The organism is Paenibacillus chartarius, assembly GCF_042432825.1.
In the GTDB taxonomy this organism is placed as follows: Bacteria; Bacillota; Bacilli; order Paenibacillales; family NBRC-103111; genus Gordoniibacillus; species Gordoniibacillus chartarius.
Map to the genome: position 1 here is coordinate 44,154 of NZ_JBHLWN010000023.1, position 13,830 is coordinate 57,983.

Annotated in this window: 13 protein-coding genes and 6 tRNA genes; 2 read left to right on the forward strand and 17 right to left on the reverse strand. The window is 56.7% G+C overall.

The features are described from left to right. Positions 1–32 precede the first annotated feature (32 nt). The 11 genes from hisD to ACFFK0_RS05335 all read right to left on the reverse strand — a co-directional run bounded on the left by hisD (position 33) and on the right by ACFFK0_RS05335 (position 11,114). Complete coding sequence (gene hisD, locus ACFFK0_RS05285; RefSeq protein WP_377468895.1) at positions 33–1,340, reverse strand: histidinol dehydrogenase; 1,308 nt, start codon at positions 1,338–1,340, stop codon at positions 33–35. A 59-nt stretch (positions 1,341–1,399) separates the two neighbouring features. Beyond that, positions 1,400–2,032, reverse strand: coding sequence for an ATP phosphoribosyltransferase (gene hisG / locus ACFFK0_RS05290; protein ID WP_377468910.1), 633 nt, complete (start codon positions 2,030–2,032; stop codon positions 1,400–1,402). 19 nt (positions 2,033–2,051) lie between these two features. Further along, positions 2,052–3,284 carry an ATP phosphoribosyltransferase regulatory subunit gene (locus ACFFK0_RS05295; protein ID WP_377468896.1) on the reverse strand — a complete coding sequence of 411 codons (1,233 nt, stop codon included), beginning with the start codon at positions 3,282–3,284 and terminating at the stop codon, positions 2,052–2,054. A gap of 805 nt (positions 3,285–4,089) precedes the next feature. Next, positions 4,090–4,593 carry an acyltransferase gene (locus ACFFK0_RS05300; protein WP_377468897.1) on the reverse strand — a complete coding sequence of 168 codons (504 nt, stop codon included), beginning with the start codon at positions 4,591–4,593 and terminating at the stop codon, positions 4,090–4,092. Beyond that, entirely contained in the window at positions 4,590–5,288 is a 699-nt protein-coding gene (gene ppaX, locus ACFFK0_RS05305; protein WP_377468899.1) for a pyrophosphatase PpaX, read from the reverse strand. The genes ACFFK0_RS05300 and ppaX overlap by 4 nt, the downstream gene beginning before the upstream one ends. A gap of 15 nt (positions 5,289–5,303) precedes the next feature. Continuing rightward, a complete protein-coding gene (lgt, locus tag ACFFK0_RS05310; RefSeq protein ID WP_377468900.1) occupies positions 5,304–6,275 on the reverse strand; it encodes a prolipoprotein diacylglyceryl transferase in 972 nt (323 codons plus the stop codon). 23 nt (positions 6,276–6,298) lie between these two features. Next, complete coding sequence (gene hprK / locus ACFFK0_RS05315) at positions 6,299–7,240, reverse strand: HPr(Ser) kinase/phosphatase (RefSeq protein ID WP_377468901.1); 942 nt, start codon at positions 7,238–7,240, stop codon at positions 6,299–6,301. 83 nt (positions 7,241–7,323) lie between these two features. Then, positions 7,324–7,716 (reverse strand): winged helix-turn-helix transcriptional regulator, encoded by a 393-nt coding sequence (locus ACFFK0_RS05320; RefSeq protein WP_377468902.1) that lies wholly within the window; start codon positions 7,714–7,716, stop codon positions 7,324–7,326. Positions 7,717–7,829: 113 nt separating this feature from the next. After that, on the reverse strand, positions 7,830–8,954 hold the full coding sequence (locus ACFFK0_RS05325; RefSeq protein WP_377468903.1) for an ABC transporter ATP-binding protein: 1,125 nt from the start codon (positions 8,952–8,954) through the stop codon (positions 7,830–7,832). Positions 8,955–9,045: 91 nt separating this feature from the next. Then, the gene (locus ACFFK0_RS05330) at positions 9,046–10,164 is read right to left on the reverse strand and encodes a PucR family transcriptional regulator (RefSeq protein ID WP_377468904.1); all 1,119 of its coding nucleotides are present in this window, start codon (positions 10,162–10,164) and stop codon (positions 9,046–9,048) included. A 98-nt stretch (positions 10,165–10,262) separates the two neighbouring features. Further along, positions 10,263–11,114, reverse strand: a complete 852-nt coding sequence (locus ACFFK0_RS05335) for a C40 family peptidase (protein WP_377468905.1) — start codon at positions 11,112–11,114, stop codon at positions 10,263–10,265. A 212-nt stretch (positions 11,115–11,326) separates the two neighbouring features. Here ACFFK0_RS05335 and ACFFK0_RS05340 point away from each other — a divergent pair, with 212 nt between their 5' ends. Then, positions 11,327–12,568: a nickel-dependent lactate racemase family protein gene (locus ACFFK0_RS05340; protein ID WP_377468906.1), complete on the forward strand. Its 1,242-nt coding sequence runs from the start codon at positions 11,327–11,329 to the stop codon at positions 12,566–12,568. Between the two features lie 54 nt (positions 12,569–12,622). Beyond that, a complete protein-coding gene (locus ACFFK0_RS05345) occupies positions 12,623–12,937 on the forward strand; it encodes an MTH1187 family thiamine-binding protein (RefSeq protein ID WP_377468907.1) in 315 nt (104 codons plus the stop codon). Positions 12,938–13,048: 111 nt separating this feature from the next. Here ACFFK0_RS05345 and ACFFK0_RS05350 read toward each other — a convergent pair. The 6 genes from ACFFK0_RS05350 to ACFFK0_RS05375 form a co-directional block, all read right to left on the reverse strand. Further along, positions 13,049–13,131 (reverse strand) — tRNA-Tyr (locus ACFFK0_RS05350). Positions 13,132–13,148: 17 nt separating this feature from the next. Beyond that, positions 13,149–13,221, reverse strand: a tRNA-Phe gene (locus ACFFK0_RS05355). A 19-nt stretch (positions 13,222–13,240) separates the two neighbouring features. Then, a tRNA-Asp gene (locus ACFFK0_RS05360) sits at positions 13,241–13,317 on the reverse strand. Positions 13,318–13,353: 36 nt separating this feature from the next. After that, positions 13,354–13,426, reverse strand: a tRNA-Val gene (locus ACFFK0_RS05365). A gap of 74 nt (positions 13,427–13,500) precedes the next feature. Further along, positions 13,501–13,574 (reverse strand) — tRNA-Met (locus tag ACFFK0_RS05370). Between the two features lie 21 nt (positions 13,575–13,595). Then, a tRNA-Ser gene (locus ACFFK0_RS05375) sits at positions 13,596–13,686 on the reverse strand. Positions 13,687–13,830: the final 144 nt, after the last annotated feature.

Below are 13,830 nucleotides of genomic sequence, written 5' to 3' on the forward strand. Positions count from 1 at the left end.
CGAGCTGCGGCCCTTGGCCTTGCTGCTCCTGATCATCCATTGTCTCTGTCTCCCCCTTCTTGCTCCAGCCTAACTTGAATCGCCCGCGCATGCGCCTCCAGGCCTTCATGCCGAGCCAGCGTCATAATCGCCTCGCCGTTCGCGAGCAAATCCTGCTTGCTATAGGAAATTACACTCGACTTCTTTACAAAATCGTCTACGTTCAGCGGCGACGAGAACCGTGCCGTCCCGTTCGTCGGCAGCACGTGGTTCGGTCCTGCGAAATAATCTCCGACCGGCTCCGAGCTGTACGTCCCGAGGAAAATCGCGCCCGCATTCTCAATGCGGCCCAGCAACGCATGCGGCTCGGCGACGAGCAGCTCGAGGTGCTCCGGCGCGAGCCGGTTCACGAGCGCCACCGCCTCGTCGAGCGAGTCGACGAGCAGGATCGCCCCGTAGTCCGCGACTGACTTCGCGGCGATGCCCTTGCGCGGCAGCGTCTCCAGCTGCCGCTGCACCTCCGCCTGCACGCGCTCCGCGAGCGTGCGCGAGGCCGTCACGAGCATGGCCGACGCCAGCTCGTCATGCTCCGCCTGCGACAGCAGGTCCGCTGCCGCATATACCGGATTGGCCGTTTCATCGGCCAATACGACGATTTCGCTCGGCCCGGCGATGCTGTCGATGTCGACGACGCCGTACACGGCGCGCTTCGCCAGCGCGACATAGATGTTGCCGGGCCCCACGATCTTATCTACAGGCCGGATCGATTCCGTCCCATACGCAAGAGCCGCAACCGCCTGGGCGCCGCCGACGCGGTAAATCTCCTTCACGCCCGCCTCGGCCGCGGCCACGAGAATGTGCGGGTCGATCCCGCCCCCGCTTGCACCCGCTCCGGCTGTCGCCGGCGGCGTCACCATCACGACCTCGGGCACCCCCGCCACCATCGCCGGGATGGCGTTCATGAGCACCGAGGACGGGTACGCCGCCTTGCCGCCGGGCACATACAGGCCGACGCGGCGCAGCGGCCGCACGACTTGGCCGAGCATCGTCCCGCTCGGCTGCAGATCAAACCACGAGGTGCGCTTCTGCTTCTCGTGGAAAGCCCGAATATTCGCTGCCGCTCCGCGCAGCGCGGACAAGAACGCGTCGTCCACCTGGGCGTACGCCGCCTCCAGCTCCTCCGCACTGACGCGCAGCTCGCCGACCTTCACCTTATCGAACTCCAGCGCATACCGCCGCAGTGCTTCGTCGCCATCCTTGCGCACCGTCTCGATGATGCGCTGCACCGCCTCCTGGTGGGCCGGCGTGCCGACCTCGACCTCGCGCTCCAGCTTAAATTCCGCCCCCGGAATGATTTTCATCCCGCAACAACCTCCCTCGTTTCCGCTCATACATCGCGTTATCCGTTCATCCGCCGCCGTTACGCCTTCTGCGCAATCGTATCCTGCAGCAGGTCGCACAGCGCTTGGATCGATTCGTTTTTCATCCGGTAGCTGACACGGTTTGCAATCAAACGGCTCGTAATCGGGAACAGCACCTCTTGCTCGACAAGACCGTTTTCCCGCAGCGTCTGCCCGGTTTCGACCATGTCGACGATCCGGTCGGCCAGCCCGATCAACGGCGCCAGCTCGATCGATCCGTTCAGCTTGATCACTTCCACCTGCTGCCCCTTCTCGCGGAAAAACTGCGAAGCCACATTCGGGTATTTCGTCGCTACGCGCGGATACAGCACAGGCTCCCAATCCGGCAGCCCGATGACCGACATGCGGCAGCGCGCGATGCCGAGGTCAAGCAGCTCGTAGACGTTGCGGTTTTCCTCCATCAGCACGTCCTTGCCGACAACCCCGATATCCGCCACGCCGTATTCCACGTAAGTTGGAACGTCGACCGGCTTCGCCATAATAAACTCCATATTCAGCTCAGGCACCGGAATAATCAGCCTGCGCGACTCGTCGATCTCCTCCGGCACCGGCAGCCCCGCACTGCGGAACAGCTTCGACGCCTGCTTATAGATACGCCCCTTGGGCATTGCCACCTTCAGCATTTCTTTCATCATCTTTAGCACCCGCTTCCTACTCGTCGATAAACGAAATGACGTCGCCGTAGACGACACCCTGGAATTGATACGTGCCGTCCGCCAGCACCTCTACGTGAATTCCCGCACCGTCGGACGTCCGGGCTTCCCCGGTTGAGCCGCCCGCCACCAGCCTCGTCTCGACCAGCATCCCGTCCCGCGAACGCAGGTCGGCCGCCGTGCGGAACGCTTCGGCCCGATGCGCCGCATCGTACAGCAGCAGCATCCGGTGCGGCTGCTCGCCGGGCTCCCGGCTCACTACCTCAAGTATGCGGTTCGTCTTCAAAGCGAAGCCTGTAGCCGGAGCCGGCCGTCCGAATTGCGCCAGCAGATTGTCGTAACGGCCGCCGCTGCACACCGGGAACCCGAGATCCGCCGCGTACCCTTCGAACGTAAGTCCTGTATAGTAGGAAAAATCCCCGATCATCGTCAAGTCGATCAGCACATGCTCGCTGACGCCATACGCCTTCAGCACGTCCCATACTTCGCACAGATGGCGGATCGCCGCCTGCGCCGTAGCATCCTTCGTGACGCCAAGCGCTTGCTCGCAAATTTCCTGCCCGCCGCGCAGCCGCAGAATGCCTTCGAGCTCGGACGCAATGTCCGCATCGACATCGAGGCCTTTAATCGTCTCCCGATACCCGACATAGTCGCGATGCAGAAGGCATTCCTTCAGCGCCGTCTGCGCCTCCTGCCGGCCGCGCAGCGTCTCATGGAACAGCCCGTTCAGGAAACCCACGTGGCCCAGCGCGATTTTGAAGCTTTTCACGCCGGCCGCCCTTAAGCTCGCTACTGCGAGCGCGACAACCTCGGCATCGGCCTCCGACGACGCATCGCCGACAAGCTCCACACCCGTCTGGAAAAATTCCGCATCCCGCCCCGCTTCCTCCTCAAAGGCGCGGAACACGTTCGAATGATACGACAGTCTGACGGGGAAGGGATGATCCTTCAGCAGCGACGATACGACGCGGGCAATCGGCGCGGTCATTTCCGAGCGCAGTACGACGGACCGCCCTTTGCGGTCAAGCAGCTTGAACAGCTTTTTGTCTTCCGTCGAGGAGGCTACCCCGACCGTATCGTAATATTCGAGCGTCGGCGTAATAATTTGCCGGTATCCCCACCGCTCCATACACTCCAGCACCCGGAACTCCACCGCCCGCAGCTTGGCGACCGCCTCCGGCAAATAATCCTTCACGCCTGTCGGCTTCTCAAACACTTTTGGCTTCGACAATCGAATCACCTCTATATGCTCGACACTTTAGTCTGCTAATGTGCTACCATACTACCAAAGTAAAGAATTTACTCGTAAGTTTACCATGGGGCAGAAATACCGTCAACGATTTTCCCAGTACCGCCCGGGAAAATCACATTACGCTTTATCTTCCGCTTCGTTTCGCTCATCCGTACAGCTTCAAACTGCTCATGTCGAATAAAATTCGCCATCTGCGTCCTGCCGGGGAAGTATGCAATTCACCATCTGCGTCCTACCGGGCAAATATGCGAATTCACCATCCACTGCTTCACCCTTGCCAAAGTGTGCCGCCCTATCCAAATCGTCGAATTTATGATCCACCTTCCGCCAACTCTGCATCATGGTCCTGAATAGCGGATTCTCAGGGCTCTATTTTCCACATTCAGCCTGTGATTTTGAAAACAGCGGTTTGCGAAGGTCCTATTTTTCTATGTAACCGTGATCATATACCGTTCAGTGCCACTTCCCGCCAAATAAGTCCCTCGCAAACCGCTATTTCCAGCAAGGTTCGAAATTTCAAGCAAATAAGTCCTTCTGAAACCGTTAAGCTAACCGACTGCTCGCTGCTTGCCCAGGTAGAACGTTCTTCCTTTTACTCGCTCAACCGCAAGCTACGGCAGCCGCCCAGTCGCCTACTCACCCAGCCGTAGCCCAGAAAGTGCTCTTCCAACTACTCACTCAACCGCAAGCCACGGCAATCCCCCTGCCACCTACTCACTGAACCGCAAACGACGGCAGCCCCCTGCCATCCATCCAACCACAAACCCAAGCAGCCGCCCTTCAGCTACTCCTTAACCCGCTCCCCGTCCGCACCGCGAATCACCCGCATCGGGTTGCCCGCCACGAACGTCCCCGGAGCGACGTCCTTATGCACAACGGAGCCCGCTCCGACGATGGCGCCGTCCCCGATCGTTACGCCCGGCAAAATCGTGCAGTTCGCCCCGATCATTACGTTGGAACCGATCCGCACCTCGCCCAGGCGATATTCCTTAACCAAATATTCATGCGCCAGGATCGTCGTGTTGTACCCGATGATGGAGTTATCGCCGACCCGGATCAGCTGCGGGAAAAAGACGTCCACCATCACCATGAGTGCGAACGCCGACTCCCGTCCGACCTGCATCCCGAGTACCCGGCGGTATATCCAATTTTTCACCGGCAGCACCGGACAATACCGCGCAAGCTGGATAAAAACAAAATTCCGTACCGACCTCCATGGGCTGACGGTACGGTATATTTGCCATAATGCGTTCGGTCCCTCGACCGGATATCGCTGCGTCCTCCTCAAGGAGACATCCTCTCCTCCGGAACGACGGTTTGTCCGCCCAGCTTGCCGGCCGGCTTCCCTTCCACGATGTCCAGCAGCTGACGCATATCGTCTATTAAGTAATCCGGCTTAAACTGGCGCAAGTAAGCCTCGCCTTTGAGCGACCATTTTACGCCGACCGCCCCTACACCCGCCCGCTGTGCCGCCTCGATGTCATAGTGGCTGTCCCCGACCATCAGCGCCGTCTCCGGTTTGGCACCGCCAAGCGCCGCGAGCGCCTTATGAATGCCTTCCGGGTCCGGCTTCGGCTTCGTCACGTCGTCTACGGTCACGACCGTCTCCACCAGGTCCCATAAGCCGCACAGCTTCAGGCCCATTTCGGTTGTCATCCGGATTTTGCTGGTGACAATCCCCATGCGCAGACCCCGCGAACGAAGCTCGGCCATCACTTCCCGCACGTGCGGAAACTCGCGCACCAGCTCATCGTGCTTCGACACGTTGAACGACCGGTATTTCTTCACGATATCCTCGACGTCTTCCCGTCCCGAGAACATGACCATTTGCTCTGTTAACGGACGTCCCATATTCGGGATAATATGCTCTCTGGTTAAAGGCTCGGGAGTGATGCCTTCCAGCGCATGCAGGAACGACTGAATGATCAATTCGTTCGTATCGACGATCGTGCCGTCCAAATCAAACAATACCGTTGTAATCATCACGCCGCTCCTAGCTCAATGTTGTGTAGCCGAAGTATCCTCGTGCGCCGCCGGCTCCGAACGCGCCGCAGCTCCCGCTTCCGCCGTACCGCTCTTGCCGCAAACGATCGGATCGGAGTAGTTGACCACTTCGCCGCCGCGCAGCCTGCGAATGACGACGAATGCAATCGCCGCGATGACGAGCAGCAGAGCCAGCAGCTGTGATACTCGAATGTTTGTACCGGCCTCCATCTCGCCCCATCCGAAGCTGTTCATCGGAGACCACAATTCTCTCAGGAACCAAGCCAGCCAGTCCGGTCCCGCAAACGTGAGGCTGTCCGTCCGCACCCCTTCGATGAAGAAACGGCCTACCGAATACCAGGCAAAATACCCCGCAAACACTTCACCGGCCCGGACAAAAGAGCGGCGCCGCAGCCATAGCAAGAAGAGCAGCCCCAGCAAGTTCCAAACCGATTCATATAAGAATGTAGGATGATAATACTGGCCTTGGATCAGCATCTGGTTCACGATAAAATCAGGCAGGTGCAGCGTATCCCGCAGGAAGCTCTCCGCAACGACACCGCCGTGCGCCTCCTGATTGACGAAGTTCCCCCAGCGGCCGATCATTTGGCCGGTGATCAGGCTCGGTGCGCAGATGTCCGCGATCCGCCAGAAGCTGTAGCCCCTTCGCCGCGTAAAGATGACGGCCGCAATAATCGCACCGATCAAGGCGCCGTAGATGGCAATGCCGCCTTCCCAAACTTTGATGATGTCGATAGGGTTGTCCTTGTACTGCTCCCATTGGAACGCAACGTAATACAGCCTCGCCCCGACAATGGCCGATGGCACGCCAATCAGCAGCAAATCCATGAAGAAGTCGGGAATAATGCCGAACCGCTTGCCTTCGCGAATTGCCAGCAGCAGCCCGAGCAGTGCGCCGCTCCCCAGAATAATGCCGTACCAGTGTACCGGAATCGGCCCCAGCGAGAATGCTATCGGATTCAGCATTGAACTACGAACCACCTTTACCTTTAGTCACTATCGTCCATATCTTCGGCCAGCGTCTCCGTCAGCTTGTTCGTGAACTGCAGCGCGGCGTTATAGCCCATACGCTTCAATCTGAAATTCATCGCCGCAACTTCAATGATGACGGCAAGGTTTCGGCCCGGACGTACCGGGATCGTCACTAGCGGCAGGTCGGTATCGATGATTCGCGTCGTCTCCTCATCGAGCCCGAGCCGGTCGTACTGCTTATCCTGCTGCCAGTTCTCCAGCTTGGCAACGACGGAAATTTTCTTCTCCGTCCGAATCGCCCCGGCGCCGAACAAGGTCATTACATTAATAATCCCGACGCCGCGAATTTCCAGCAGGTAGCGGATCAGCTCCGGAGCCGTACCGGTCAGCGTCCGCTCGCCCGTCTGCTTGATCTCTACCGCGTCGTCCGCAACCAGCCGATGCCCGCGTTTGACGAGCTCAAGCGCCGTCTCGCTCTTACCGATGCCGCTGGAGCCTGTAATGAGCATGCCGATCCCGTACACATCGACCAGTACGCCGTGAATCGTCGTAGACGGAGCCAGTCTGCGCTCCAGGAAGCCTGTAATCTTGCTCGCCAGAATCGTGGTCGCCATCTGGCTGCGCAGCAGCGGAACCCCACGCTCATTGGCCGCCTCTATCATCTCCGGTAAAACATCCAGGCTGCGTGTGACACAGATGGCTGGCGTATCCGGCGAACGGAACAGCTGGCTCAGCCGCTCCTTCCGCACTTCGGACGACAGCGTCTCCATGAACGACAGCTCCGTCTTCCCCATCAATTGTACGCGCTCATGTGGATGATAATGGAAATACCCGGCCAATTCCAGACCGGGACGGTATAAGTCCGCTGTTGTAATCGGGCGCTTCAGCCCTTCTTCCCCGGCTACGACCTCGAGCCGGAATTGCTCGACTAGATCCGCTACTTTTGCTTTCTTGGCCACGGTGCAGGTCTCCTTTTGTGTCGTCCTTCCCATTACTCCCATCCTACTGGATACGGCGCAGGAAAGCAACCGGGCTCAACCGGTCAATTGCAAGCGTCGTCCATTCGGCCGCAGGCCGAGTCTTCTTCGCATCGCTCCGCCGCGTCTTTGCAATTTTCCGTATCGAAAGCGGCTTCTCCCCACTGCTCCGCCCAGTTCCTGATCTCTTCGATCAGCGGCCGGAAAGCTAGCCCCTTCTCCGTCAGCTCGTACTCTACCCGAACCGGTACCTCGGCAAAAATGCGACGTGTCACCATCCCGGCCGCCTCCAGCTCCTTCAGCCGCTCGGACAGCAGCCTGCCGCTGATCGGCAGCCCGTTCTCAATCTCGGAAAACCGCTGCGGACCCGCAAGCAATTGCTGTATGACAAAGATCGTCCACCTTTTGCTGAGAAAGTGGATCGTCGCCGCCATATAGCAAACGTCTATTCTTCCCAAAGAACTCACCTCGTGTGTACGCTGCATCTTTGAATGTCAACTCTATTATACACGCAAATAAGGCCAACCGCGATACGTGTTCGCGATTGGCCTTACTATTTTTACCGTGATAATTACGCTTTAGCCAGGATGGACACGGTTGTATCCTTATCGAAGAAATGAGCTTTGTTCATGTCGATCGCCAGCTTCACGTTCATGCCTTCCTTCAGTCCGGCACGTCCGTCAACACGAGCGATAATCGTGTTCTGGCCGATACCTGCGATGTACAGGTACATTTCGTGGCCAAGGTTTTCCGACAGGTCGATGTTAGCGTTGATGATCGTGTTCGGCGAAGCCTCGAGGAAGATCGCTTCTTCGTGGAAGTCTTCCGGACGAACGCCCATAACCAGCTCTTTGCCAACATAGCCCTTCTCGCGCAGCACTTGCGCCTTGCCTTGCGGTACGGCAACGTTCAAACCAGGAGCTTTGAACCACAGCTGGCCGCCTTCTTCTGACAGATTACCGTTGACGAAGTTCATGGAAGGAGAACCGATGAAGCCCGCTACGAACATGTTCACAGGGTAGTTGTAGATGTTCTCCGGCGTATCCGCTTGTTGAATGATGCCTTTATCCATAACGACGATACGGTCGCCCATGGTCATCGCTTCGGTTTGGTCGTGCGTTACGTAGATCGTTGTAACTTCCAGGCGCTTCTGCAGCTTGCCGATCTCGGCGCGCATCTGTACGCGCAGCTTCGCGTCAAGGTTGGAGAGCGGTTCGTCCATCAGGAACACTTGCGGTTCGCGGACGATAGCGCGGCCCAGGGCAACACGCTGGCGCTGACCGCCGGACAGTGCCTTCGGCTTGCGGTCGAGCAGGTGCGTAATGTCGAGAATGCGAGCCGCTTCACGAACGCGAGCGTCGATGTCGGCTTTCTTGAACTTACGAAGCTTCAGACCGAACGCCATGTTCTGATATACCGTCATGTGCGGGTACAAAGCGTAGGACTGGAATACCATCGCGATGTCGCGGTCCTTCGGAGCTACGTCGTTCACAAGGCGGTCGCCGATGTAAAGCTCGCCTTCCGTAATTTCTTCCAGACCTGCGATCATACGAAGCGTAGTCGACTTACCGCAACCGGAAGCGCCTACAAGAACGAGAAACTCTTTATCTTTAATATCCAAGTGGAAATCTTTAACCGTAGCTTCTTCTGCACCAGCGTATTTCTTAACAATGTGGTTCAAGCGAACTCCTGCCATTGTATATTCCCCCTACCGGATAGTGTGGATTAATTACTTACATCTTACCCTAGCACCCCGGTTGTGACTATGCACAATCTCTACAAAAAAATCACTTTCTTTTCGTTACTTTGTACAATAGTAGGGCAATACGCACAAGTACGGCGTCACTGAAGCTCCGGACATCCAGTCCGGTCTCCTGTTTGAACTTGTCCAGCCGGTACAGAAGCGTATTGCGGTGTACATATAGCTTCTTGGCCGTTTCGCTGACGTTGCAGTCGAGTGCGAAAAATTGCTCCAGCGTCGTCTGAGTTTCCGCATCCAGCAGATGATCGGCCCCTTTCAGCACTTGGCCGAGATACTTCGCCTTATCCCGGTCCGGCAGCAGATGGAGCAGCTTCTCAAGCCGCAGCTTCCATGGCAAATGAATATTGCTCGTTACGTGGAACAGCCGGCCCAGCATCATCGTCTCCCGCAGCCGGTACAAGGAGCTGAGCATCGCCTGGGACGGCTTCATGGGCAGATCGACGGCAAGGTGGCATTCGCCGACCCATTCGCTTTCCAGCATCGCATGCAAACCGGACACGATCGCCGAAAGCGTCTCCTCTACCGATTCTTCGTCACCGTCCTCACGCTCTTCGGCTGCGCCGAGCAGCAGCGCTTCCGCGCCGAGGATGAGCCATTCTTTGTCCTGCAGCGGAATCAAGATGATGTCTCCATCGAAAAAGGTTTCCAGCAGCTTCTTCAGCTCCCGATACTGCACCTTTCTTGTTTGCGAGTAATCGCCATAGAGCAGAAGCGGTATTTTCGTAGAATAGAGAGACATCTGCGAAACGAAGGCGTCAGGCAAATCGGCTTCTTGTACGCCGTGCTCACACTGCTCCAGCAACCACTCGCCCAGCGCGCCGACCCGTTTCTCTTCGTCGGAAGCGCCAGCCGGCGCCGGCTTCTTATCGGCCGAACGGCGCGTTTCGATCGTCAGCTCAATCAAGCGGCGCTCGGCGGTCGTCAGTTCCCGCCCGGCGCTCACGAGCACCTGCATCCTGCCTGCCGCAGCCGACAACACAAACGCAATGCGGCTGCCTTGAGCTACGCTTCTTACGGCCTCAATGCCTCTCTCCTCGAGCTGTTCCTCCGCTAGCCTTCGCCACACCTCATCCTGCATGTCCTCGATCGTAAACGGCGCCTCCAGGATCGCTTCCAGCTGCGCTCTCATCTGCTCCCAATCCATCGCCCGTCTCCCATCCGTGTCTATTGATATAGCTCTATTTTAACACAATAAAAAGTCTTCTTCAGCCTGAACTGCCGAAGAAGACTCTTATTTTGCAATTACAGCACGCGGCGGCCCGTTACGTAATGATCGCTCCACCAGTCGCTGTTGATCGAGCTGTATTTGACTCCGCCTTCGCCGTACGTATGAATCATCATGCCGCCCCCGACGTAGATGCCGACATGGCCCACTTTATCGCCGGAAGCTTTCGTCGTGAAGAAGACCAAATCCCCGGTTTCCAAATTGCTCTTGCTCACATATTTGCCTTCCAGTGCTTGATTGCGCGATACCCGCGGCAGCGTAACGCCGAATTTACTGTAGACCGTCTTCGTAAAGGTAGAACAGTCGAAGGTCGCCGTCTGTCCGTATTTTGCACCGAACTCGTAAGGCGTGCCCATGTATTGAATCGCCGTGAGGACAATATCCGCCCGCTTCCGGTCCAGCTCGGACAAGATCCGCTTTGCCCCCATAAACTGGCTCTTATAGTCGGCGACATTACGCGTTACCACTTCGTCTTTACTCTGGGATGCCATAACCATTTTGCCGGAGCCTATGTACACCCCTGCGAAGCTTGGCGAGCTTCCTTTGCCGAAGAATACCGCATCCCCCGGCTGCAGAGAGGAAACCGTCTTGATCGTCGGCTTGTTCATCGCGAATTGGTCCTTTAACGTGCGAGGCATCGAATAATCCAACGAGCTGTATACGAATTGCAGGAGGCCGGAAGCATCGAAGCCGTCTTTCGGACTTTCATCCCCTTTGGAATAGTCCTTCCCTACCAGCTGCTTGGCCAGCGATACGGCATCCATATCGTCATAAGTGGAAGCGAAAGCCGACGTACCGGCAGCACCGGTAAGAGCGATTGTCAGAGCTGTTGTCATTACGATAGTGCGTCGAAGCGTGCGTTTCATCATGTTGGTTTCCTCCGTTGGTCGTTGTCTTGTATGAGTGCAGACTTCCCGGTTTCTTAAGCGTCGGTCAACCTTGAAGCTGCCTAAGTTGTATATGTTAATTGTATCGGGCGTTAGCGGCTTGGTTTTCTTATGAAAGCACTGGGTGCCGGGGATAAAAAAGGGTCGGCTGGCAAACGATAAACTGAATATACAGTGCAATGGAGGGGATTGGCATGATCTTACTTCCTTACGGACATGAAACGGTGGAGCTTCGACTGCCGGCTTCGAAGACGTACGACTGGATCCTCTATCCCGGTGCTGCTGCCGATGCTCCAGATGCCTTGACGATATTGGAAAATGCTCTTGCAAGGCCGTACGGTACACCCCTGCTTGCCGAGCTCGCACAAGGACGCAAATCTGCAGTCATACTGATTAGCGACAGTACCCGGCTCAGCCCAAGTTATCTGTTTTTGCCGTTGTTGATTCGAGAGCTGGTTCGGGGCGGTCTGCGGCCGGAGCAGCTTAAGATCGTCGTAGCGCTTGGCATGCACCGCAAACAGACGGAGGAGGAGCTTCGCAGGCTGGTCGGGGACGAGGTGTATTCGAGCGTGCGGGTTTACAATCATTCGGCGCTTGAAGAGGATTGCATTCATATCGGATCGACGTCGCGGGGAACACCCGTCATAATCAACCGCTTGGTCGTCGAGGCGGATTTGCGCATCGCCACAGGGAATATCGAGCCTCATTCACTAGTAGGAATGTCGGGGGGCGTGAAGGCGCTTGTTCCCGGCGTCGCCGCCCGTGAAACGATTGAGCGTAATCACAGCTTGTCGCAGCGGTTTCAAGCCGTTCCCGGCGATCCGGATAATCCGGTTCACCGTGATTTGGAGGAGGCTCAGGAGCTGCTCGGAATTGATTTTCTATATAATGTGATCGTCAATCATCGCCGGGAGCCGCTTGCTGCGGTAGCCGGCCATGTTAAAGAAGCCCATGCCGCCGGGGTCGAGCAGGCGCGTCGTCTATTTCTTGTAGAAGCCCGGGGCGATCATGATATCGTTGTTGTCTCTCCAGGAGGGTATCCGAAGGATATGCAGCTGTATCAAACCTGCAAGGCGATGATTAACGCCGCCGCATTTACGAAGCCCGGCGGCGCTATCGTTGCGGCATCCCGCTGTCAGGAGCTGTTCGGTAACGGGACCCTTCAATATTGGATTGAGACGATTCAAGACCGTGATGTTATGGCCGCCAAGCTCAAGGAGCGGTTTGTACTCGGCGCCCACAAGACGCTTCATATTCAAGAGCTGCTTCGGGATTATCGCGTATACTTGTATTCCGACATGCCGGCCGCTTCCGTAGAGCTTACCGGATTTATCCCCGTTACGGATCTGGACCGGCAGCTGGAGCATCTGTTCGTGCAGAATCCTTCAGCCAAGATTGGGGTCATGCCATACGGCGGGTTGACCTATCCGAAATAGAGTGCCATCATAAGGGAAGAGAAGTAGCTATGTTACAATGGGAGTGATCTGCAGGTGGCCATTGCCGAATTTACCGTCGTGCCGATCGGCACGAGCAGCACCAGCTTAAGCAGCTATGTAGCTGCAATGCATCGCGTTCTAGAGGAGGAGCAAGCGAAGGGTACGGTTACGTTTCACTTGTCGGCGATGAGCACGATTGTGGAAGGACCGCTGGAGCATTTGATGAATGTTGTGCTTCGCGTTCACGAGGTTCCGTTCGAGATGGGGGCGGGCCGCGTGTCGACTTCCGTGAAAATCGATGACCGCCGCGATAAGCCTGGCGCATCGGTCGAGCAGAAGCTTCAGTCGGTTTACAGCAAGCTGAAGTAACTTTTCGCGGTCAGCCCGTAATGTTTAACGAATCGGATTAGTAACTGCGTGTACTAAAAAGACCTGCACTCTGCCAGAGAGTCAGGTCTTATTCACGGTTATATGATAGGATGGAGGCTGATGGATTCGAACCACCGAACTCGTCAGAGAACAGATTTACAGTCTGCTGCGTTTGGCCACTTCGCTAAGCCTCCAGGCTAAACAACAAAAGTGGCTCGGGACGGAATCGAACCGCCGACACGAGGATTTTCAGTCCTCTGCTCTACCGACTGAGCTACCGAGCCATATGCATGAGGATAAAAATGGCGGAGCCGACGGGATTCGAACCCGCGGTCTCCTGCGTGACAGGCAGGCATGTTAGGCCTCTACACCACGGCTCCGCGTTGTAAAAGGTTGTCCATTCGTTAGAATGGATATGGGCGCTGACGGGATCGAACCGCCGACCCTCTGCTTGTAAGGCAGATGCTCTCCCAGCTGAGCTAAGCGCCCATGTATAACAGTTGGTATTACCTCAATGCATCGGGAATCGACAGCGTCGAGCTCACGTTACTTTGTGGGTAATATAGCGGCGGAGGGACTCGAACCCACGACCTCACGGGTATGAACCGTACGCTCTAGCCAGCTGAGCTACGCCGCCAAATTTGCGATTGAAGTTGTATGGCGGAGAGAGAGGGATTCGAACCCTCGCACCGCTTACGCAGTCTAACCCCTTAGCAGAGGGTCCCCTTGAGCCACTTGGGTATCTCTCCATGGTCATCTTCAATGCATTGAATATTCACAGGGTTGATGTTGCACCCTGAAAACTAGATACGAAACATTGCGCGTAGAATTCTTTGGGTTGTTTATTTGGATAAGCCCTCGACCGATTAGTATTCGTCAGCTCCACGCATTGC